The organism is Serratia sp. Je.1.23.a, assembly GCF_051129805.1.
Classification (GTDB): domain Bacteria; phylum Pseudomonadota; class Gammaproteobacteria; order Enterobacterales; family Enterobacteriaceae; genus Serratia; species Serratia liquefaciens.
The window spans coordinates 615,988-638,022 of record NZ_JBCPSR010000003.1 but is presented as its reverse complement, the minus strand read 5'-3'; the positions used below and the strand labels follow the sequence as shown (position 1 = coordinate 638,022).

Annotated in this window: 23 protein-coding genes; 20 read left to right on the top strand and 3 right to left on the bottom strand. The window is 53.4% G+C overall.

Going from position 1 to position 22,035, the window contains the following annotated elements:
• Nucleotides 1-8: 8 nt before the first annotated feature.
• The 17 genes from AAZT04_RS15215 (at nt 9) to AAZT04_RS15135 (ending at nt 15,753) form a co-directional block, all read left to right on the top strand.
• Nucleotides 9-335, top strand: a complete 327-nt coding sequence (locus tag AAZT04_RS15215) for a head-tail connector protein (RefSeq protein WP_434680733.1) — start codon at nt 9-11, stop codon at nt 333-335.
• Nucleotides 332-670: a phage head closure protein gene (locus AAZT04_RS15210; protein ID WP_262017307.1), complete on the top strand. Its 339-nt coding sequence runs from the start codon at nt 332-334 to the stop codon at nt 668-670. The genes AAZT04_RS15215 and AAZT04_RS15210 overlap by 4 nt, the downstream gene beginning before the upstream one ends.
• Nucleotides 657-1,046 carry a hypothetical protein gene (locus AAZT04_RS15205; RefSeq protein WP_434680731.1) on the top strand — a complete coding sequence of 130 codons (390 nt, stop codon included), beginning with the start codon at nt 657-659 and terminating at the stop codon, nt 1,044-1,046. The genes AAZT04_RS15210 and AAZT04_RS15205 overlap by 14 nt, the downstream gene beginning before the upstream one ends.
• Entirely contained in the window at nt 1,043-1,447 is a 405-nt protein-coding gene (locus tag AAZT04_RS15200) for an HK97-gp10 family putative phage morphogenesis protein (RefSeq protein ID WP_434680729.1), read from the top strand. Before AAZT04_RS15205 ends, AAZT04_RS15200 begins: the two co-directional genes overlap by 4 nt.
• A 33-nt stretch (nt 1,448-1,480) precedes the next feature.
• Nucleotides 1,481-1,936, top strand: a complete 456-nt coding sequence (locus tag AAZT04_RS15195; protein ID WP_262240937.1) for a phage tail protein — start codon at nt 1,481-1,483, stop codon at nt 1,934-1,936.
• Nucleotides 1,937-1,941: 5 nt separating this feature from the next.
• Nucleotides 1,942-2,196, top strand: a complete 255-nt coding sequence (locus AAZT04_RS15190) for an immunoglobulin domain-containing protein (RefSeq protein ID WP_434680727.1) — start codon at nt 1,942-1,944, stop codon at nt 2,194-2,196.
• 9 nt (nt 2,197-2,205) lie between these two features.
• Nucleotides 2,206-2,568, top strand: a complete 363-nt coding sequence (locus AAZT04_RS15185) for a phage tail protein (RefSeq protein WP_434680725.1) — start codon at nt 2,206-2,208, stop codon at nt 2,566-2,568.
• A 232-nt stretch (nt 2,569-2,800) separates the two neighbouring features.
• Entirely contained in the window at nt 2,801-5,746 is a 2,946-nt protein-coding gene (locus AAZT04_RS15180) for a phage tail tape measure protein (protein ID WP_434680723.1), read from the top strand.
• A complete protein-coding gene (locus tag AAZT04_RS15175) occupies nt 5,743-6,078 on the top strand; it encodes a phage tail protein (protein WP_115058228.1) in 336 nt (111 codons plus the stop codon). Before AAZT04_RS15180 ends, AAZT04_RS15175 begins: the two co-directional genes overlap by 4 nt.
• A gap of 8 nt (nt 6,079-6,086) precedes the next feature.
• A complete protein-coding gene (locus AAZT04_RS15170) occupies nt 6,087-6,839 on the top strand; it encodes a phage minor tail protein L (protein ID WP_115058229.1) in 753 nt (250 codons plus the stop codon).
• A 2-nt stretch (nt 6,840-6,841) separates the two neighbouring features.
• The gene (locus tag AAZT04_RS15165) at nt 6,842-7,543 is read left to right on the top strand and encodes a C40 family peptidase (RefSeq protein WP_434680720.1); all 702 of its coding nucleotides are present in this window, start codon (nt 6,842-6,844) and stop codon (nt 7,541-7,543) included.
• A gap of 41 nt (nt 7,544-7,584) precedes the next feature.
• Complete coding sequence (locus AAZT04_RS15160; protein ID WP_115058231.1) at nt 7,585-7,917, top strand: lipoprotein; 333 nt, start codon at nt 7,585-7,587, stop codon at nt 7,915-7,917.
• Nucleotides 7,918-7,973: 56 nt separating this feature from the next.
• Nucleotides 7,974-8,570: a tail assembly protein gene (locus AAZT04_RS15155; protein ID WP_434680718.1), complete on the top strand. Its 597-nt coding sequence runs from the start codon at nt 7,974-7,976 to the stop codon at nt 8,568-8,570.
• A 54-nt stretch (nt 8,571-8,624) separates the two neighbouring features.
• Nucleotides 8,625-11,834, top strand: coding sequence for a host specificity protein J (locus tag AAZT04_RS15150; RefSeq protein ID WP_434680716.1), 3,210 nt, complete (start codon nt 8,625-8,627; stop codon nt 11,832-11,834).
• A 1-nt stretch (nt 11,835) separates the two neighbouring features.
• Complete coding sequence (locus AAZT04_RS15145) at nt 11,836-12,825, top strand: DUF6453 family protein (RefSeq protein ID WP_434680714.1); 990 nt, start codon at nt 11,836-11,838, stop codon at nt 12,823-12,825.
• A gap of 49 nt (nt 12,826-12,874) precedes the next feature.
• Nucleotides 12,875-14,212 (top strand): phage tail protein, encoded by a 1,338-nt coding sequence (locus tag AAZT04_RS15140; RefSeq protein ID WP_434680712.1) that lies wholly within the window; start codon nt 12,875-12,877, stop codon nt 14,210-14,212.
• Nucleotides 14,213-14,274: 62 nt separating this feature from the next.
• A complete protein-coding gene (locus tag AAZT04_RS15135; protein WP_434680710.1) occupies nt 14,275-15,753 on the top strand; it encodes a prophage tail fiber N-terminal domain-containing protein in 1,479 nt (492 codons plus the stop codon).
• 264 nt (nt 15,754-16,017) lie between these two features.
• Here AAZT04_RS15135 and AAZT04_RS15130 read toward each other — a convergent pair whose 3' ends face one another.
• Together AAZT04_RS15130 and AAZT04_RS15125 are read right to left on the bottom strand one after the other, a co-directional pair.
• Nucleotides 16,018-16,260 carry a DinI family protein gene (locus AAZT04_RS15130; RefSeq protein WP_129941364.1) on the bottom strand — a complete coding sequence of 81 codons (243 nt, stop codon included), beginning with the start codon at nt 16,258-16,260 and terminating at the stop codon, nt 16,018-16,020.
• A 601-nt stretch (nt 16,261-16,861) separates the two neighbouring features.
• A complete protein-coding gene (locus AAZT04_RS15125) occupies nt 16,862-17,710 on the bottom strand; it encodes a MurR/RpiR family transcriptional regulator (protein ID WP_041414843.1) in 849 nt (282 codons plus the stop codon).
• 168 nt (nt 17,711-17,878) lie between these two features.
• On the opposite strand from AAZT04_RS15125, the gene murQ reads away from it, so the two are divergent.
• From murQ to yfhb, 3 genes are read left to right on the top strand one after another with little or no spacing between them, the layout of a single operon-like run.
• Nucleotides 17,879-18,772, top strand: coding sequence for an N-acetylmuramic acid 6-phosphate etherase (murQ, locus tag AAZT04_RS15120; protein ID WP_122080034.1), 894 nt, complete (start codon nt 17,879-17,881; stop codon nt 18,770-18,772).
• Nucleotides 18,773-18,790: 18 nt separating this feature from the next.
• Nucleotides 18,791-20,158, top strand: a complete 1,368-nt coding sequence (locus AAZT04_RS15115; RefSeq protein ID WP_048762713.1) for a PTS transporter subunit EIIC — start codon at nt 18,791-18,793, stop codon at nt 20,156-20,158.
• Between the two features lie 3 nt (nt 20,159-20,161).
• Nucleotides 20,162-20,818 (top strand): phosphatidylglycerophosphatase C, encoded by a 657-nt coding sequence (gene yfhb, locus AAZT04_RS15110; RefSeq protein ID WP_020828194.1) that lies wholly within the window; start codon nt 20,162-20,164, stop codon nt 20,816-20,818.
• 40 nt (nt 20,819-20,858) lie between these two features.
• On the opposite strand, the gene yiaY is transcribed toward yfhb, so the two are convergent.
• On the bottom strand, nt 20,859-22,010 hold the full coding sequence (gene yiaY / locus AAZT04_RS15105) for an L-threonine dehydrogenase (RefSeq protein WP_434680706.1): 1,152 nt from the start codon (nt 22,008-22,010) through the stop codon (nt 20,859-20,861).
• Nucleotides 22,011-22,035 lie beyond the last annotated feature (25 nt).

Here is a 22,035-nt window from a genome sequence, read left to right as displayed (position 1 = left end):
GGTGAGCCATGTTAGAGCTGGAATTGGTGAAAGAGCATTGCCGGCTGGAGTTTGATTTCAGTGTGGACGACAAGCTGATTGGCGTATTCATTGGTGCGGCGAAAAAGCATGTTGAGATGTATACCCGCCGCACGCTCTACGCCAGTAAATCAGACCCTGGCTATGAGGACGATGAAGATCGGCTTTTGCTGGATGATGACGTTCGTACAGCCATGCTGCTCTGTATCGGGCATTGGTATGCCAATCGGGAGGCCGCAGTAGTCGGAGCATCAGCATCCAAACTGCCGTTGGCCGTTGAGTCTCTACTTCAACCTTATCGGATTTACGGGCTATGAAATCACTACGTGCCGGGCAGCTTCGTTTTCGCATCGGGCTTTTTCGCCCTGTCACCATTCGCGATGAGCAAACCGGTTCGCCGGTGAAATCCTTCGAGTTTGTGAAAGAGGTCTGGGCGGATGCCGAGCCGATTTCTAACCGTAAAATCCGTACCGGGGATCAAGGCCAGGTGGTGGAAACCATGCTGTTCACGCTCCGCCCGCGTGATGAAATCACCGTTGACTGGCAGGTGGTTTTTCAAAAGCGAATTTTTACCGTGCGAGCCCCTGACCGTTCGCAGGCAGATCGGCTGTTAATTACGGCGGAGGCAGATATTCGTCATGATCGAGTATGAAATCAAAGCGGCGCTGGAGGCATTAACCAGCCTGCCGGCGTACCCGCTATTGTTGCCCGACCCAGAGCAGGAAGGGGTGACATACCAAAAAATCACCGATCCTAAATTTGATACCGGGCTGGCCAGCACCGCGCTGGTGCAAGGCCGCTTCCAGGTTTCGCTGTACGTGATCGACGATTACGCCCGCCTGCTTGAGTTGGATAAGGCTATCTGCGTCGATTGGGAAGGCATTCAACACGGGCACATTGGCCGCTGGCCGGTTCAGACGGTGACACGCGGCACAATGTTGCAAGGTGCCACCACGCTGACCAACAACAGCATCCAGTACCGACTGGTGCGTGATTACATCATCTGTTACCCGGAGGACGCGACATGATCAGTATCAACGTCACCGGCCTTGATGCGCTGGAGCGTCAGCTTAAAGCGATGGGGGATGAGGCGGTTAAGGTGCTGCGTGATGCAGGCCGCGCTGCCCTGGAGCCGGTGCTGGAGGACATGAAGCAGCATGCCGGGTTTGATGAGAGTAGCGCTGGGCCACACATGCGGGATGACATTAAAATCCGCAGCACAAGCCGCATGCAAGACCCTCGCTATTTGACGGTGATTACCTTCAAAGTTGGCCCCAGCAAAAAGCATCACATGAAGGCGTTGGCGCAGGAATTCGGCACGGTGAAGCAGGTGGCCGATCCGTTTATCCGTCCGGCATTGGATTACAACAAAACGCAAGTGTTACGCATCCTGGCGGCAGAACTCCGCTACGGCATCGAAAACCGGTAGCGACCGCTGCCACAATCATTTAAGAGAGGAATTATGGCTGATAAAACTTCGCCAGAATACGCCATGCTACCCGCTGGCACGGTTGTGAAATGGGGCGCGGTCGGGGCAGCCGCCGCCACCATGAAAGCGCTGACCAACTGTAAGGCGGTCGGTGAGATGGGGCAAACCGGCAGCTTTGTTGACTGCACCACGCTGATCGACACGACCAAGCAATTTATTTCCGATCTGCCTGAGGGCGCTGAAAAATCCATTGGATTTATCGATAATCCTGCAGATGAAAATTTTGCGGCATTCCTTACCGCAGCAGACAACCGAGAAACCGTGCAGTTCTATGTCGAGCTGCCGAACGGCCGCACATCAACCTCCATTCTTTCGTTGTCCGGCTGGAAAATGAATGAGATCACCGCGCCCGCGAGTGAGGTCATTCAGATCACGGTGCAGGGCAAGCAGAACAGCAACACCTGGGGAGCCGTGGCCCCAAAGGTGTGATCAGCGTGACTACCCAGCCGAAAAACGCTGATTTGGCGGTCGGGGGCAATTTGTCCCTGACTGTTGCGGCTACCTCCAGTAACGGCAAGCCCGTTAAATTCCAATGGCAGAAGAACGGCGCCGACATTAACGGTGCTACTGCTGCCACCTATACCAAAAACTCTGTTGTGGCGGCTGATGCCGGTACGTATCGCGTGGTGTTGTCTGCTGAACGGGCCGACACCGTAAACAGCGCAGCGGCCACTATCACCGTTAAATAAGGGAATTTCATGTCACAGAAGAAAAGTTTCAGCCTCAAGAATGCGCTACTTCAATCGGCCAATACGGCAATTGCCCATACGTTGTTTGGCGTGCCGGTACATATCCGCCGCCTGACGGTCTGTGAACTGATGGATTATGACGAAGCACTGGGTAAGGCCCAGACTGAGAGTGACCAAAAAGCAGCAACTCTCTTGGGTGCTCAGTTGATCCTCTCCGCATTGGTTGATGAGCAGGGCAAATCAGTGCCTGCGTCTGATCTGCCTTCACCGGCTGAGCTGTTGTCCGCTCACGATAACGCAGCATTGTTTGATGCAATTCGCGCTATCCAGAGCCACAGCTACGGCACGCTGGAGGAGGCCGAAAAAAACTGACCCACTCACCGTGGCTGTGGCTGATTTATCAATTGGCCGATCGCTTCGGTGAGCCGGATATACGAAAAATTATGGCGCTCCCGGCACCGGTTATCCGGCACTGGGAGGCGTTTTATTCGCTGGTGGATAAGGCGTCGTCCGATCCCGCTGTTCCGCCCCCCGTCACCTTGTCAGCCCCTGTTTCATCTGACGTTGATGAACAGTGTGCTGCCGTTATGCGAGCGCTCATGTAATGGCCGATGTAGCTACTCTGGCGGTAGCGCTGCACCTGAACTCCGCCAGTTTTAAATCTCAAATTGTCGATTCATTCAGGACGGCGGAAAGTGCGTCCAAAAACTTTACGGGGAAAGCGCAGCAGGAAAGCCAGAAGACCACCGAGGCGTTAAACCAGATTGGTAACCAGGCGAAACGCACCGGTGGCCAGCTTAACACGCTGAGTGGTGCCCTGAACGCCAGCCAGGGGGGATTTGAGCAGCTCCGGACGGTGATCAGCGGGCTGGCTGGTGGTAGTAATATCGCGATCAGCACGCTGGCCAACGCGTTAATTCCGACGCTCGATCGCACGTTCACCGGTTTTAAAGGGTTGAGCAGCGGCTGGGAGGCCCAGCGTGAGGCGGCGAAAGAGGCGGCCGTTGAGTTTAAGAAAGCGTCTCAGGGGCAGATTGAACAAGCGCAATCCGCCCGCCAGCAGGCTCAAGCGCAATTTGAAGCAGCGAAACGTACCCGAGAGCAAGCACAGGCATCCCGTGAACAGGCGCAGGAAATGGCGCGATTCTATGCGGCCAAGACACAGGAAAATCAGCTTTACGGCTTGTCGGTCAGTTACCAAAAAGAGTACGCCGATATTAATCGGCAGGTACGTGAAGCTAACATTGCCGAGGTTGGTGCCAAAGGCAAGATGGCACAGGCATCAAAAGCAGTATTGGCGGCTGACATTGCTGAGGCTCAGGGTAAAACCAACCTGCTTTCCTCTTTGACTCAAATCAGTGCGGCAAATAAGGAAGTGTCGTTCTCTGCCCGGGCAGCCGCAGCTAGCACCAATCTGCTGAAGAGTGCAATGGCGTTGCTGGGGGGCCCTGTTGGGCTGGGCATTATGGCAGCTGTTGCTGGTGCGACGGCGTTATATACCGCTTATCAAAATGCGGAGGCTGAGACAAAGGGATTCAACGCAGCCCTGCAGAAGAGCGGTAATCAAGCCATTATGACGGTCAACGATCTGCAACTGCTGACCCTGACCCTCGGCAGCACCCAAAATGCCGTTAAAGCCGTAACCAGTGCTGCTGGCGCCGGGTTCGGCGGTGACATGCTGACAGAGGTGGCATCACTCGGGACCCGGATGAATGAGCTGGGCATGTCCTCCGACGATCTGGTCACGCAGTTGTCCAGCTTGAAGGGCGAGCCGCTGAAAGCACTGGAGGCACTGACCAATCAGGGTGTTCAGCTCAATACCACGTTTATCGAACATATCGCCACGTTGTCACGCCAGGGTAAAACCAGCGAGGCAACGGCGCTCCTGCAGCAGAAATACCTGGATGATGTGAAGGGGAAGGTCACCGAGCAGGAAAACAGCGTCGGCGGCCTGACGTCGATCTGGAAATCCCTGAAGAACGAAGTGGCGTCCGCGTTTGACATCATCAGTCAGGCGCAGATGAAGACCGCGCAGGCGCAGGCACTGGCGCAGGGTGTGAAGCTGGATATCAGCAATGCACCGGCCGAGGAGATGAAGAAAACCGCCGATGAGCTGTATAAGCGCCAACAGCAGGAGCAGGACGAAGCCCGCGAGCTGATCAAGACGCAAAACGAGGTGGCCGCTGCGATCAAGGCCGGGACGGACCCGAAAAAAGAGCAGGCCAGGCTGACGGGAGTGGTTACCGCGCAGTATAAGGCCGGCAAGCTGTCGGCTGATGAATACGCGCAGGCGTTGAAAGGCATCAACAAGCAGTATGGCGAGAAGACAAAAGCTGGCTATAGCGACAGTGAAGGCGTGCGTCGCCTGCAACAGCTACGGGAGCAATCCGCGGTATTACGCGCCCAGGCGCAGGACACCGACAAGCTGAGCGATGCGCAGAAAAAGCTGGTGGCTTTTGATCAGGAGATTGCCGGCCTGCAGGGCAAGAAGCTGACAACCGGGCAAAAAAGCCTTCTGTCCATGCAGGATCAGATCCGTGCTCAGTTGACAGAAAACGCGGCACTGGAGAAAGCCAATCGTGAGCGGGAGATTGGCAAAAAACTATTGGAACAAACCCGCAGCATGGTGATGGAAACCGCTGCGAAACAGCAGGAATACGCAAACCAGAATGCGCAGATGACCCTGTCTACCGCTGCTTACGATCAGATGGTGGCAGAACAGCAGATCAGGGAGTCGTTCCATCAGCGCCGCCTGCAACTGGACAAGGAAGTGACGGACAAAGCGTCCGAGCAGTATGTACAACAGACGGTCATTCTCGCCAGCGAACAGCAGCGCCAGTTGGATATCGTTCGTAATGCCGCGCAGGAAAAGGCGGCTATCGAGGGGGATTACAGCGCTGGGCTGAAGAAGGGCATGACGGACTGGGCGGCAGATGCCGGTAACGTTTATGGCCAGGTGAAAGATGTGACCACCAGAACGTTTGACGGTATGGCCAGCACCTTGACCAACTTTGTCACCACAGGCAAAGCCAGTTTCGGCGACTTCGCCAAATCTGTCCTAACCGACCTATCCAGCATGTTGATCAAAATGGCGATGTTTAACGCACTGAAAGCCGGCATGAGTTTCTTCTCACCCAGCGGTAATGATCCGGGGCAAGTGCCGATGTTCGCCAACGCCAAGGGCGGCGTTTACTCGTCACCGTCCCTGAGTTCCTACAGTGGCCAGGTGGTCAGCAGCCCCACAATGTTTGCGTTTGCCAAAGGGGCTGGGCTGATGGGCGAAGCGGGGCCGGAAGCTATCATGCCGCTTAAGCGTGGTGCGGATGGCTCGCTGGGCGTGCAGGCAAATGGTGCCGCGGGCAATCAGACGTTGATTAACGTCGATATTACCATTAGTTCCGATGGCTCCAGCCAGGTGCAGGCAACGAGCGGATTCGAGTCTGCTGGCAATGATATTGCCAACTATGTCGATCAGCGCTTTCGTGTGTTGTTGAACAAAAGTCTGGGCCAGGGTGGGACATTGAGCCGAGCAATCAAGGGGAGCCGATGAAATTAGAAACATTCAATTTCGCAGCACGGGTTGGCACCTCAGGCGACATTGAGCCGGTGGTGAGAACAACCCCATTTGGCGACGGATATACGCAGAGTACCGGTGACGGTATCAACAGCGAGAAGGAGAGCTGGCCACTGGTGTTTGTTGGCGTCTGGGATGAGATCAAGCCCATCGTCAAGTTTCTGCGTGAGCACAAAGGCTATCGCTCCTTTAAATGGAGAAACCCGATGTTTGAACTGGGCCTCTATCAAGCAGGCAAACTCACAGTGCAAGCCAGCGGTGCTTATTTCTCCCTCTCCGTTACATTCACCCGCGCCTATCACCCATAGGAAAAATTATGTCGATAAACACCGATCACCAGCGCCTTGAGCCTGGGAGTGAAGTGCGCCTGTTCGTCGTGGATGGCACCCAGTTTAACGGCCCTGAATTGTTCTTTCACAGTCATACAATCGCCCACACTGAGGAAGAGCTGGAGGCCGCCGGGGACGACCCCGATAAGCTGTATGCGAAATCAATTTGGTGGCAAGGGCAGGAATATAAACCTTGGCCGGTGAAGATTGAGGGGCTGGAAGTCACCAGCGATGGCTCAGCACCGAGCCCTACGCTATCCGTCAGTAATATAGATGGGACGATCGCCTCCCTCTGCCTGCATTTCCAGAACATGGCAAAGGCCAAGGTGACGATACGGAAAACGTACTCGCATTACCTTGATGCTCGCAACTTCCCAGAAGGCAACCCGGAGGCCGATCCATCACAAGAAGACGTTGAGGTCTGGTACATCGATCACAAACTGAATGGCAATAACAAGGTCGTTGAGTTTGCGTTGTCTTCGCCTGCGGACCTGGAGGGGCTCATGATCCCCACGCGGCAAATTCACAGCCTTTGTACCTGGTGTATGCGCGGTCAGTATCGCGGCGCATCGTGCGGTTATACCGGTACCGCGTATTTTGACGCCGATGGCAACCCAACCGACGACCCGTCTAAAGATGAATGCTCAGGCCTGCTGTCTACCGGCTGTGAGCCGAGATGGGGGAAGGGTAACCCGCTGCCGTTCGGTGGGTTTCCAGGCTCGGCTCTGCTGAAGAGGTAACCATGCGAAAGCACATTGTCAGTGCCATCATGGCGCATGCTGAATCTGAATATCCGCGCGAGTGTTGCGGGCTGGTGGTGCAGAACGGCCGCCGGCAGCGTTATGTTCCGTGCCGCAATTTGGCGCCGGAGCCAACAGAGCAATTCAGTCTGTCACCGGAGGATTACGCCGAGGCGGAAGATAGCGGCGATATTGTCGCTATTGTCCATAGCCACCCGGATGCAACGACGCAGCCCAGTCAGCTCGATCTCGCTCAGTGTGACCTGTCACAGCTGCCGTGGATTATCGCCAGCTGGCCGGAAGGGGATATCCGGGAGGTCATGCCAACAGAGGGCATCAAGCCGTTGCTTGGCCGCCCGTTTGTGCACGGGTTCTGGGACTGCTACGCCATCATCAGGGATTGGTATCAGCTCGAGCGAGAAATCACTTTGCCGAATTACCCGCGCGAGGATGGCTGGTGGGAGCGCGGTGAGAACCTCTACATGAAACTCTACGCTGAAGCGGGTTTTGAGCCAGCATCAGGTGAGATGCAGGTCGGCGACGTAATCATTATGCAGGTGCGAGCCGATGATCCAAACCATGCAGGGGTTTATCTGGGGGATGGTGTTATGGTCCATCACATGTATGGCCATATGAGTCAGCGCGTCCCCTATGGCGGGTACTGGCTGGCGCGAACGATAGTCACTCTGCGATACAAAGGCTAATCTGCTATCATCTTGAATCCTACATAAGAAGGAACTTCAAAATGCGGAAAATCATTTTAGCCATTGCTGCCACAGCTATTTTATCCGGGTGTACGACGGGGCAATTGGAGAATCAAAAGCCTATATTTAATGGCCACAGTAAGAAAACACCTCAACAATACTCTAAATGTTTGGCTCCTAAGTGGCAGGCTATAAACTCAACAGCCAGCGCAATAGAAACCGAAACAGGATATCAAATTGTTACTCAAGGTATGGGGGCATTGTCGTTAGCAAAAATTGATTTAGATGCTGCTGGTGGTTCCAATGTTAAGGTGTATGCCGTTTCTAGAGGATTTAATAATCTTTGGGAGCGAGATGCGCAAATGTGCCTATAGTTTCTATTAGCTGAATATACCCGCCGAAAGCGGGTTTTTTTATGTCTGGAGAAAATATGAAATTAATAGTCGAACAATATAGAACAGTAAGGCTTTATGGCGCTCTTGGCGCTAACTTTGGCCGGGTTCATCGATTGGTTATTGATTCGCCTAGAGAAGCCATAAAAGCTCTATCAGTAACCATTCCAGGCTTTGAGCGATTCTTGCAAACAGCAAAGAACAAAGGCCTGACATTTGCTGTATTCAATGGGAAAAAGAATATTGGTCTGGACGAGATAAAATTTACTGGTCGTGAAGATATCAGAATAGCTCCGTTAATTATCGGAAGTAAGAAGGCAGGGATTTTCCAAACAATACTAGGCGCTGTTTTGGTGGCGGTCGGAGCTATCGCTCAGTTTGGTTATGGGCAACCTTGGGGAACTAACGTAATGATGATGGGGGGAGCCATGATGCTCGGCGGTGTTGTCCAAATGCTTTCCCCAATGCAAAACGGATTAGCGCGAAGAGAAGACCCGGACAACAAACCCAGTTACGCATTCGGCGGGCCAGTTAATACCATAGCACAGGGAAACCCTGTTCCGATTGGTTACGGAAAGCGCCGGGTAGGTGGCGCTATTATTTCTGCAGGCATCTATGCAGAAGATCAGCAGTAATTTTTAAAATGAAAAAATGACCGCTTCGGCGGTTTTTTTATGCCTGGAGATAATATGACGGCTATCACCGGTAGCAAGGGCGGGAGCAATAACACAACAACGCCAACGGAATCGCCTGATTCCCTGCAATCTACATCCTACGCCAAAATCCTGCTGGCGCTGGGAGAGGGAGAATGGGAAGGCGGCCTGGATGGAACAAATATTTTTCTTGATGGGACGCCTGTTGTCGCTGCTGACGGCACGCAAAACTTTCCCGGCGTGCGTTGGGAGTTTCGGCCAGGCACGCCAGATCAGGAATACATTCAGGGCATGCCCGATGTTGAGAATGAGATCACTGTCGGTACAGAGTTAACCAGCCAGACACCGTGGGTCCGCTCGTTGACGAATACCCAGCTATCGGCGTTCCGTCTGCGCTTTTCCTGGCAGCAGCTGCAGCAGCAACTGGATAATGGTGATGTGGTCGGCTACAGGATTGAATATGCGATCGACGTGGCGACCGATGGCGGCGCTTATCAGCAAATGTACCCTGCAGCCATCGACGGGAAGACAACAACGAAATATGAACGCAGCCATCGCATCGATCTGCCCGCCGCCACCACTGGTTGGCAGGTACGTGTACGGCGTCTGACGCCCAACAGCACCAGTAACCGCATTGCCGATAAAATGGTGATTGAGTCCATCACCGAACTGATTGATGTAAAGCTGAGGTATCCAGAAACTGCACTGTTGTTCGTGCAGTTCGACGCCAAGCAATTCCAGAATATCCCGGCAGTATCGTGCGAACCGAAAATGGGCATCGTGCGTGTTCCTACAACCTACGACCCGATCACTCGGTCATATACCGGTACATGGGACGGCTCGTTTAAATGGGCCTGGACAAATAACCCCGCCTGGGTGTTTTACGATCTGCTGGTCAATGACCGCTACAGCATCGGTGAACGTATCAAAGCAGAAAATCTGGTAATGACGAAATTCGACTTGTACGCCATTGCTCAGTATTGCGACCAACTGGTGCCGGACGGGCGGGGCGGTGACGGCCAGGAGCCGCGATTCCTTTGTGATGCTTATATCCAGTCACAGGAAGAAGCCTGGACGGTTCTGCGCGATTTCGCCAACATCTTTCGTGGCATGACCTACTGGGCTAAGAACAGTATGAACGCGCTGGCTGATATGCCGCGCGATCTGGATTACACCTACACCCGCGCCAACGTGAAAGATGGCGAGTTTCGCGACTCTAGCGCCAGCGAAAAGACGCATTACAGCATGGCGATGGTCAGTTGGGCCGACCCGGCGAACGGGTACCAGGACGCTGTGGCACCGGTGTTTGAAAATTCACTGATCCGCCGATACAACATTAAGCAGGCCGAAATTACGGCGATTGGCTGCACCCGCGAGACGGAGGCGATCCGCCGTGGGCGGTGGCTGCTGCTGACGAATGACAAAGACCGGGTGATCAATTTCACCGTGGGGATGGACGGCAATATTCCCTTACCTGGCTACATTATCGGTGTTGCGGATGAAACGCTGGCTGGCCGTCCGCTTGGTGGCCGCATCAGTGCCGTCTCTGGTCGCAACATCACTCTTGACCGAGAATCATCGGCTGCCGTGGGTGAACGGCTAATCGTTAACCTTCCATCGGGTAAGTCGCAGGCGAGAACCATACAGGCAGTAAATGGCCGTATTGTTACGGTAACTACCGCATACAGTGAAACACCCGTGGCAGAGTGTGTATGGGCGGTGGATGCATCCGACCTGGCTATTCAGTTATTCCGGGTAACCGGGGTAACTGAGAATGAAGATGGCGTGTCCTTTGATATCACGGCCATTGAGCATGACCCGAACAAATACGCTCGCATCGATACCGGCGCTCGCATTGAGGACCGCCCGATCACAATCATTCCGCCGGGTGTACAGCCGCCACCGAAGAACGTGACGATCAGTAGCTTCTCGACCATTAACCAAAACATAGCGGTAACCACACTGCGTGTGACCTGGGATCTGGCAGAAAGCGCTATTGCCTACGAGGCTGAGTGGCGCCGGGATAATGGCAACTGGATACCGGCGGCGCGAACATCAACTCAGGGGTTCGAAGTACCAGGTATTTATGCTGGTCGCTATCAGGCCCGTGTGCGTGCTGTTAACGCTGCGGAAATTTCTAGTGTCTGGGCGAATGCGCCGGAAACGGTGCTGAAGGGTAAGGAAGGCAAGCCGCCGGTGCCGGTTGGGTTCAGGGCTTCTCCGTTGCTCTGGGGTATACAGTTAGATTGGGGATTCCCTGACGGCGCAGAGGACACGCTGAAGACCGAGATACAGTACGCGGACAATGCCGCTGGCAACAACGCGATGCTATTGGCCGATATTCCGTACCCGCTGCATACGCACACCATGACCGGATTGAAGGCGGGCCAGGAGTTTTGGTTCCGCGCCCGCCTGCAGGACAGGACCGGTAATATCGGGGACTGGACCGGATGGATTAAGGGGCAAGCCAACGCTGATGCTGATGATTATCTGGAGGGGATCGGTGACGGTTTCTTGACGGATAAGGACGGCGAACAACTGACCGGCGATATCGACACCAATATCGAAGGTATCTTGCAGGACGCTCTGGCCAACAACGCCACGGTAGAGCATCAGTGGGCGCAGTACGGGACGGTGCGTGCAGATATTCTCATTGTGAAGACCACGATCGCAGAAGTTGATCGGGCGCTGGCCGAGATGTCTACCCAGGTGCAGGCGCAAATCGATGATGTTACCGCCGTACTGGAGGATAAGCTTACGGCCACGGTTGACGCTGACGGCGCAACAGCCATCCACACACTTAAAGCAGGAGTTCGGGTGAACGGTGTGTTCTACAACGCGGGCATGTCGATCGCTGTCCTGGCGGAAACCGGCAAACCGGTAATTACCCGCATTGGCTTCAACGCCAATCAGTTTGTGCTGATGAGCGGCAGTGGTGATAACCAGTATTCACCCTTTGCGGTCATCGATGGTCAGGTGTTTATCAGTGATGCATTCATTCAGAACGCCTCTATCACGTCGGCAAAAATTGCAGATGCGGCCATTACCAACGCCAAAATCAGCGGGTTTATTCAATCTGACAATTTCAGCGCTACCAATGGATGGCGCTTTGATAAAAGTGGTGCAGGGGCTGGTCAGTTACAAATAAACGGCGGCGACGGCGGCGGACGCATGGAGATACGCGGCGATCAGATTAACGTGTATGACGCTGGCGGAAATCTGAGGGTGCGAATGGGGAAACTTTAATATGGCCTTTGGGTTTGTAGTGAATGGTAAAGAGTTGGCGGCAGTGAATAGCCCATCACTGTTAGCCAACGATAAAGAACCCTGGGCTGATGGTAATAGGCAGAAGATATACACTCCCCCGGATTATATCCCGGGGAATCCAGTTTTTATCGTGGGACAGACTGGATATATATTTGGTAGTGCGACTAACCCACCCTCTTATGGTGGCGTGACGGGGTGGCGAACGGATGGGAATAGAATCATCGTTGATTTTACCTCTCCAAACCAGCAGGCATTTTTTACTGAGTTCAGCATCTACCAGGTTCAGACTCCTCAATCAGTTTCCGGGACTTACGGAATAATGATTCAAAATTCAGTTGACTGGATGAGTATAAACAGTGCGCAGCGGCTTGGTTTTGTTGCATGGAAAGGGGTAGTAACAATCAATGGGCAATGGACTTTGCCAACTGTTCAAAATGACAACACGAAAGTTGTTTATGTTCGCTGTGATGATCCAGGCGTTTCGGTGTATCACTCAGTAGAATATAACGAATTAACGGTATCGCGTGATAATGGGAGTGGTGAACCTTTCCGAACCACTGCTAACGTACAAGTTGTGATTATGAATAGTGGATATTACCCGCCAACACCCAGCGGTTACGGTATGGTTATTAAAAACCCCGCTGGGAATAACACATTTACGAGTGATTGCGAACCTTTACTATGGGATTGGCGCTCAGTAAACGTGGGGGCTAATCCGGACGATTTAGTCGATACTGGACTTGCGAGGCCAATGATACCCCTTGCTGTAAATGCATTCATGCGCGGTAACTCGCAAATGAGCGGGGGGTATTATAACTATTACAGCTGTGGTTATAGATTTAACGGCTCGGCGGTGCAATTTTGGCGCGCTGATTCAGGGCGTAAAATACAGACGAAATGGAATGTATCAACGCGATGGTATTCGTCCCAGATGCCGCTAATGGTTATTAACGCAGACCACTACTTCTAACAACCGGCCATTGAGCCGGTTTTTTTATATCTGGATTCAGGAGAACATCATGCCAGCAGGCACTCTAACCCTAACGAATAACTCCGCTGTAGTGAAGGGGGTGGGAACGGCGTTTAACACCGAGCTGAAAGCCGGTGATTTTATCGTGAGCGTCGTTGGCGGGGTAACCTATACGCTGCCAGTGAAAACGATGGACAGCGCCACACAGGTGACGCTGATTAAAGCCTACGATGGCCCAACGCAGGCGGGCGCAGCATGGTATGCCGTCCCGCGCGATGCGATGAACACCATTACCGCCCAGTTGGCCTCAGAGACAGCTAAAGCCCTGCGCGGGCTGAACCTCGATAAAAACAACTGGCAACAGGTATTCAGCGGCACCGGAAACATTACTGTAACGCTACCTGACGGCAGCACCTACACCGGCCCGGCCTGGAATAGCTTTACATCCTCGTTAAATAATAAAGCCAATAAGGGGGCCAATAGCGATATCACATCACTGTCGGGGTTAACTACAGCGCTTAGCGTCCAGCAGGGAGGGACTGGCGCGAAGGATGCAGCAACTGCACGCTCTAATCTTGGGCTTGGGTCCGCGGCAACAGCTAACATCGGTGCCAATAAAGACCAAGTTCTGTTAAATGGCGCGTGGGGGATCGGTGGTGCCTGGCAGGGATATAAGCGTATTGATACCAAAAATATTAATCCTATTCTTAGTGAGATTGGAGAACGCGGTCTTATAGCCTTTAGGAACTTGTCTCCAATAAGCGAAAACGGGGAAGGGTGGTTCACCCCAGCATGGGGTCCGTCAATATGGTGCCGAACAGAAGATGTCTATGCTGCTTTTAATATGGCATCCACTGAAAATCATCTATCCGTATCATGCGGAGATCTACGGCAAGGTTGGACTAGACATAAACTTATCTGGCACAACTTAAATACAGCTGTTGATGGAAATGGATTCATTAAAAAAGCATCGCCGGTTACTAACATCTATGGTGATGGTACTTGTGAAAATAATATGGAGTCAGAAGGAGTTGTCTGTAAGCGTCTTGATGTTGGTCTCTATCATGTGGACGGCTGTTTAGGTTTCTATATCGATAATGGCTGGAAATTTGAAGTGCCTAAAGACGAAAACGGTAACGCTTTGTTGTGGGTTGATTACAAAGTTGAGAAAGATGGTTCAATAGTCTTTAAGACTTATCATCGAACTAACGAATGCCCAATCCCTGAACTACAGAATAATGTTGAGGGATACAATAATGGTGATCCTATCGACATTCCGGAAGGTAAGTTTTTAATGGTTCGTTTGAACGTTCCAAATAGCCAGTGTGCTGAGTACGTGCCTGACGACTCAATTCCACAACCATTTAATGAACCTGATGTTGAGTAAAATAATTACATACGTTATCTACACGGTCCGTTCGAAACGGATTTTATAATTGGAGTTAATATATGACGGTTATTAGCGGTGTATTAAAAGGACCTTATGGCGATCCTCGAACTGGTGTAACCATTACGATGCGATCTTTGAAAACATCGTCAACGGTGCTTAACCTGGCAAAGTCACAATCTGTTTCCGACGACACTGGCCGGTATTCGCTTAATGTTGAGCCTGGCGTCTATGAAGTTATTATTTCTGTCTATGGTGCCCAGCCTGAGCGCGTCGGCACGATAGAGGTTTATACGGACTCACTACCGGGTACGCTCAATGATTTCCTGCGCCGTCCTGGTGAAAGCGACATCACGCCAGAGATTATTCAAACCGTTGACGCCATGAGAGCTGATGCAGCAAAATCCGCTGCAGCGGCAAAGGTCAGTGAACAAAACTCTGCTGATAACGTTAAACCAGTAGTTGCGGCTGGGTTTGGCTCTGGCCCGCTCCATGCTGCTGATGCGTTTTCCAAAGATAATAAGTCCTCAATCCAAAGATTCACAAACGCGACGGCGAACAGGCCCGCAAACACCAGTGGCGGATTATTAACGCTACCTATAGACGGTGGGCCATCTTGCTCGTATTTGGCCACGTCTGTTTCGCGGCAGGCATGGGTCGGTAGCTCAAACACTGCCGCGCCTTCAACTGTTGTGTGGTCGCGGTTATTCAGCACATCCGACCTTCCTACGGTGAACGATATTTCAAATATCAAAGACTGGGGATTGAGTAAAGGCGTCACGGCGGCATCCAAAGGTAACTTTAACGCGCAGATGCAAAGCCGGCGTGGTTATGTGTCCACTGACCCGATAGGTAATCCGTTCAAGGATACTGGCACCCATTTCTTGGATACGCGGTCGTGGGCAGTAACGCAGACAGGGACCGACGATAGTTATCGAACGGTGCAAACTTGCTACGGATACGGAATAAGCGCCGCTCACGTCGGCAAGGTTGCCCTACGCAGCTGGAACGGGACAACGTTCACTCCGTGGATTTGGCTCTGGTCTGAGGCTAATACGACGGTAGACAGTAACGGCTTCATCAAGAAAGCATCGCCTATTGCCAGGCTATCTGGCGCACCTGAAAAAATGACAGATGATTACCTGGACGGATTCTCGTTAGCGGGTAGCGTAGCGGTGAACCGTGAGGCTGAGGGGGTGACTGCTGAGCGGGTTTCTATCGGGGTCTACAAGGTCACCGGTTCGTTGGGCTTCGCTGAGGAAGGCTGGAATATTGAGGTGCCCCAAGATGTGAACGGAAACCGCCTGTGCTTTGTGGAAAGCAGCACCGGTAAGGATGGCACAATCTATGTGAAGGTCAGCAAACGCCGCTTTGACATCGATACTGCCGCGATTGTGGCCGGTGATCCGATAGATATCCCTGATGGGCGCTGGATTGATTTGCGGCTTGAAATGCCTGCGCGGGAAGTTGTTGAAGAGCCGACCCCAGATGAGCAGGAACTTCTGACCAATGGGGGGCAAGTTGAACAGGTAGAACTATAAATTTAAAAGCCGGAGTGAATGCCGGCTATTTAAAAAGTTTGTAATAATCGTAATCCATCGCAGCCTCAACAGCTTTTCCTTGGGTTGTGAATGGAGTTTCTGATATGAGTGGCCAGCGTCCTTTATGCAGAAAGTAGACCCAGAACTTACCTTCTTCATCCTCACGTAAGGCGAACATGGGAGGGCTGTTGATCGTTGGTGACGGGTACCGGTCGTTTTCTGTCAGAAGGAAAATCTGCCTGCCATTTATTTTAAGACTGCCCATCAGATTTCAGTTACAAGCCACTCATCGGCTTCTTCGAACATCTCTTCTAACATCCGATTGAGCTTTTCTCTGTCGCTTTTGTTTGCGTCGGAGTTAAGGCCGTTCGCCTGCATTGGCTTCACTTTCACAACGGCATCGGGGAAAATCCGATGCACCCGCTTAGTCAATTCTGCCTTGATAATCTCCGCTGCATTAGGCAAGCCATTAACATTACGCTGATCAAAAACCAGTTCTACAAACATTTCATACCTCATTTTTACTGTATGTATGACCAGTATTATCGGCTCTGATACGTCCTTTGATCAAGTAGCGGCACGCTAAAATTGGAAGGATTTGTGTTACTGGCGGTGAAAAATGGGAAAAGTGAGGATAAAATACAGCAACGCAATTAATAACACTAATAAATAACCTGCTGATTATAAATATAAATATATCAATGCTCGCACATGTCGCAGTTGATGCATTTTTTGGTAATCAGCAGTGCCATTTCAGTTATCTTTTAATCGGTGCACACGAACAGGCGCGCAATCTATCATAAAACCCATTTTATTGGGCGTTTTTCCACCGGCGCCCGCCAATGCGTTGCTGCAGAGCGCTCACCCCTTGAGATGGCCGTCATAATAACTCTGGCGGGTCATTGGCCAACTGATCGAAATCAACCATTTCCTGACCATTGAAGATGGAGCGCTCACCCGTACCAGTTGCTGCTATATGAAGCTGCGGATATGTCGCTACCATGCCTGCCTGTTAGGCAAACAGACTGATAAATGCGAAGGCGCTGTGCGGAACCTAAAAAAGCTGCGTTTTTATACCTTGGTGTTTGTGACGCGGACACCATACGGCTCAGACGAGTTTTTTCATTAATTGTTCGCTGTGTTTGATGCGTTCGGGGGCGCGATCGAGATCGTGCTGAATTAAGGCCATAAACAGCAGGTCGGTGAGGGCGTATTGAGCGGTACTGGAAGAAATGGCAGCGCTGCGGGTATTGGGCTCTTCGGCAATGGTATACAAACAGTGATCGGCACGTTGCTGCAGGCCGTTGGGTGAAAAACTGGTGAGCGCCAGCACTTTTGCGCCGGCAATGCGGGCTTCTTCCGCCGCCAGATTGATTTCCCGCCGTTCACCGCTGAACGAAATTGCCAGCAATAAGTCCCGCTTATCCAGCGCCTGAACCGCCGCCAACTGAACGTGCATATCCTGCTCGGCTACGGCAATAACGCCGATTTTCAACAGCTTGTATGAGAAGTCCTTGGCGACCAATCCGGAAGCGCCGATCCCCAATAAAATAACCCTCCGCGCCTGACGCAGCATTTCCAACGCTTGATGCAGGCGCTCTTCACTGTTGATATCCAGCGTGGCGCGCAGTGCAGCCTGCTTTTCCACCAACAGTTTTTCGCCGACGGCTTTCAACGAGTCGCTGCTGAGGATCTGGTTATGCACCGTGACCACAGGTTCTTTCTGCGGCTGGGCTAGCGTTTCACTCAGCGCCAATTTTAGCGCCGGGAAGCCTTTGTAGCCCATCTTCTGAGCAAACTTCACCACGCTCGACTGGCTGATGCCGGCCAACTGCGCCAGCTTCTGCGAACTGAGATGGCGTGCCTGCTCCGCGTTATGCAGCAGAAAGTCTGCCAGCTTGCGGTCATTTTGAGCCAGCGTTGGATACATCTGGCGAATACGAAGAAGGGTACTCATTCATTTTTCCCTTGAGGCCAGCGGCCATTCTGCCACGTGGGAGGCGAAAACGCGCGGTGAAAATTTTTTGTGAGCGAGATTTTAAAATAGCAAAAAGCGCTCGCTTTGTTGAATAAAATATTCAAATAATGATTTCAGTTTGTGAATTAAAAATTCAAAGGTGAAGAGATGAATTTAGGCGCATTAGTATCCGAAAGCCGCAACCCGGCCACGCTTCGACTCGACGAGATGACAACGTTGGAAATGGTGAGTTGCTTCAATCAGGAAGACCGAAAGGTGCCGGAGGCGATAGAAAAGGTGTTGCCGGCCATTGCACAGGCAGTGGACCTGGCGGCGGCGGCATTGAAGGCGGGCGGTCGGCTGATTTATCTCGGTGCCGGGACCAGCGGCCGCCTTGGCGTGTTGGATGCCTCTGAATGCCCACCAACCTTCGGCGTGCCGCACGGCATGGTCATCGGGTTGATTGCCGGCGGTCCGGGTGCGTTGCTCAAAGCGGTAGAAGGCGCGGAGGATGATGCGGCGTTGGGTGAAGCCGATCTTATCGCACTGGATTTGACCGCGACCGACATGGTGGTGGGGCTGGCGGCTTCCGGGCGCACGCCTTATGTGATTGGTGCGCTGCGCTATGCGCGACAACTGGGCTGCCCGACGGCGGCAATCTCCTGCAATCCGGACTCACCGATCGCCCATGAGGCGCAGGTGGCGATTTCGCCAGTAGTGGGACCAGAGGCCCTGACGGGGTCCACTCGGCTAAAGTCGGGCACCGCGCAGAAGCTGGTGCTGAACATGTTGTCGACCGGAGCGATGGTCAAACTGGGGAAGGTCTACCAAAACCTGATGGTGGATGTAAAAGCCACCAACGTCAAACTGGTGGATCGTGCCTGCCGCATCGTGGTGGAGGCCACCGGTGCTGAACGCAGTCAGGCCGAAGCGGCGCTGACACAGACCGGTTTTGAGGTTAAACCGGCAATCCTGATGATTCTGGCCGGCGTTGACGCTGAAGAGGCGCAGTTGCGCTTAAAGCAGCACGACGGCTATTTACGCGCGGCGTTGACGCGCTAACGACACCTGGGGCGGGCGATGGACAAAACAACGGCACTGGCAACACAGATTCTGGCAGGCATTGGTGGGGAAGGGAATATCCTCCGGCTGGAGAACTGCATGACACGGGTACGCGTCGAGGTTAGCGACGAGCAACGCCTTGATCTGGCGGCGCTCAAGCAGTTGCCAGGCGTCAAGGGCTACATCAAACAGGGCGAACAGCATCAGTTCATTGTCGGGCCCGGCGCCGCCGCCAAAGTGGTGGACGCGATGCGTTCATTGCTCACGGGGGCCCCTGCGGTTGCGACTGCCGGAGACAACATCGCCCGCAACAAGGCGCAGGCCAAGCAGAAATATGCCGCGCCGATGAGCGGTGCGCTGAAAAAGCTGGCCGATGTCTTTATCCCTTTGATCCCGGCTTTCATCGCCTCTGGCCTGATTACCGGCATCATCAACTTGTTAAAGCGGCCGGACATTGCCGGCGAACTGGCGGTGAATTACCCCAACGTGCTCGGGCTGCTGGCCATTTTCGGCAGCGCGGTGTTTGCCATCATGAATATTTTGGTGGGGGTTAACGCCGCACGGGTGTTTGGCGGTTCGCAGGCCATGGGCGGTGTGATGGCCGGGATTCTCTCAAGCCCGGCATTGGCGCAGATCACTTTGTTCGGCGAAGCGCTGCAGCCGGGGCGTGGCGGGGTGATTGCCGTGCTGTTGGTGGTGGCGTTGATGTGCTGGGTCGAAAAACGCCTGCGCAACTGGCTGCCGGAGTCGATAGAGTTGATCCTAAACCCGCTGATCACCACCTTGGTGACCGCATCCCTGGCTATTGTGATCCTGCAGCCGTTGGGCGGTTATATTTCAGACGTGATTGCCCACGGCGCCAATCTGGCAATCGACAAAGGTGGCTTACTGGTGGGCGCGGTGCTGTCCGGGCTGTTTCTGCCGCTGGTGCTGTCCGGTTTACATCAGGGCCTGGTGCCGATCCACGTCGAACTGGTTCAGGCGCATGGTTCCAACCCGCTATTGCCTATTTTGGCGATGGCCGGGGTTGGGCAGGTCGGGGCCGCGTTGGCGGTATTAATGAAAACCCGCAATGCGCGCCTCAAAAAGGTCATTAAAGGGGCGTTGCCGGTCGGCATTCTCGGTATTGGCGAACCCTTGATTTTTGGTGTCACCCTGCCGCTGGGCAAACCTTTTATTGCCGCCTGTCTCGGCGGTGCGGTGGGCGGGGCGCTGATCAGCTATTGGAAAGTGGCAACGGTGATCACCTTTGGCATCTCGGGTTTACCTTTGGCGTTAACCATCGTCTCGGGTAAGGTGATGTTGTATCTGACCGGCCTGGTGATTACCATTGCCGCTGGATTTATTTTCACCTGGATAATGGGATTCAACGATCCTGAGGAGTAGCCCTTGAGCGAGAAACAGAGCCAGCAGGCCGGGGAAGGCCGCCGCGTGGTGTTCTTTGATCTGGACGGCACGCTGCATCAGGAAGACATGTTTGGCAGTTTCTTGCGTTTTTTGCTGCGCCATCTGCCGTTGAATCTGCTGCTGGTGGTGCCGCTGCTGCCGGTTGTCGGGTTGGCGCTGCTGGTGATGGGCCGTGCAGCCCGTTGGCCAATGAGTGTACTGCTGTGGTCGATCACCTTTGGGCGTTCGGAGGCCAGGTTAAAGGCGCTGGAGCAGCGTTTTGTGACTTATTTCCGCAATAAGGTGACCGCTTTCCCGGTGGTGCAAATGCGTTTGCGGCAGTACCTCGAGGCGCATGATGCACAGGTATGGTTGATTACCGGTTCACCGGAACGGCTGGTGGAGCAGGTGTATCAGGATTCGGCCTTTCTGCCGCAGATTCACTTGGTGGGCAGCCGCATCCTGCGGCGTTACGGTGGTTGGGTGCTGGCTTTACGTTGCCTGGGTGTCCAGAAGGTGACGCAGTTGGAACAACGTCTAGGCACGCCGCTCAAGCTGTATAGCGGCTATAGCGACAGCAAGCAGGATAACCCGCTGTTGTATTTCTGCGAGCACCGCTGGCGAGTCAGTAAACTGGGTGAGCTGCAGCAGTTGGAATAACCAAAGGGCGGAATTTCCGCCCTTTGCCGTTTTTGTTGGCTTACATTGCCGCGCGGAAAATGGCGACAATCTGCGCGTGAGTGGCCTGTATTGGGTTAGTGAAGCCACAAGCGTCTTTCAGCGCGTTGGTGGCCAACGTATCCAGATCCTGTTCTTTCACCTGCAAATCACGCAGCCCGGTCGGGATGCCAACGTCTTGCGCTAGTAATCTAATGGCGGCAATACAGGCCGCGGCACCCTGCTGGTCATTAAGGTAGCTTACATCCAGCCCCATGGCGGCGGCGATATCTTTCAGGCGAGACGCACAAACGCTGGCGTTAAATTCCTGCACGTGTGGCAGCAACACCGCATTACACACCCCATGCGGCAGGTCGTAGAAACCGCCGAGCTGGTGCGCCATCGCATGCACATAACCGAGAGAAGCGTTGTTGAAGGCCATCCCAGCCAGGAATTGGGCATAGGCCATATTTTCGCGCGCTTGCATATTGCTGCCGTCGGCGACTGCGTCGCGCAGCGATTCGGCGATCATGGTGACGGCTTTCAACGCGCAGGCATCGGTAATCGGGTTGGCGGCGCTGGAAACGTAGGCTTCAATCGCGTGGGTTAAGGCATCCATCCCGGTGGCGGCGGTCAGGCCTTTCGGCATCCCGGCCATCAGATGCGGATCGTTTACCGACAGGATCGGCGTAACGTGTTTGTCGACAATCGCCATTTTTATGTGGCGTGCTTCATCGGTGATGATGCAAAAACGGGTCATTTCAGAGGCGGTGCCGGCGGTGGTATTGATGGCGATCATCGGCAACTGCGGTTTTGCAGAGCGGTCTACGCCTTCATAGTCCTTGATGTCGCCGCCGTTGGTGGCCAGCAACGCGATGCCTTTGGCGCAATCGTGCGGTGAGCCGCCCCCCAGGGAGATCACGCAGTCGCATTGATGCTCTTGCAGCAGGGCCAGGCCCTGTTTCACGTTCAGCGTGGTGGGGTTAGGGTGAGTGCCGTCATAAACACAGCTTTCGATCTGTTGTGCGGTCAGCAACTGTTGAACCTGAGCCACTACGCCAATGTTATTCAACACTTTGTCGGTCACGATCAACGCTCGGCGCAACCCCTGCTGTTTCAGGGTTTTTGCCGCTTCGTCCAGACAGCCGGAGCCAATCATATTGACGGAAGGGATAAAGAAAGTTGAGGCAGCCATAAATCACTCCTGGATAAAAGCTTTA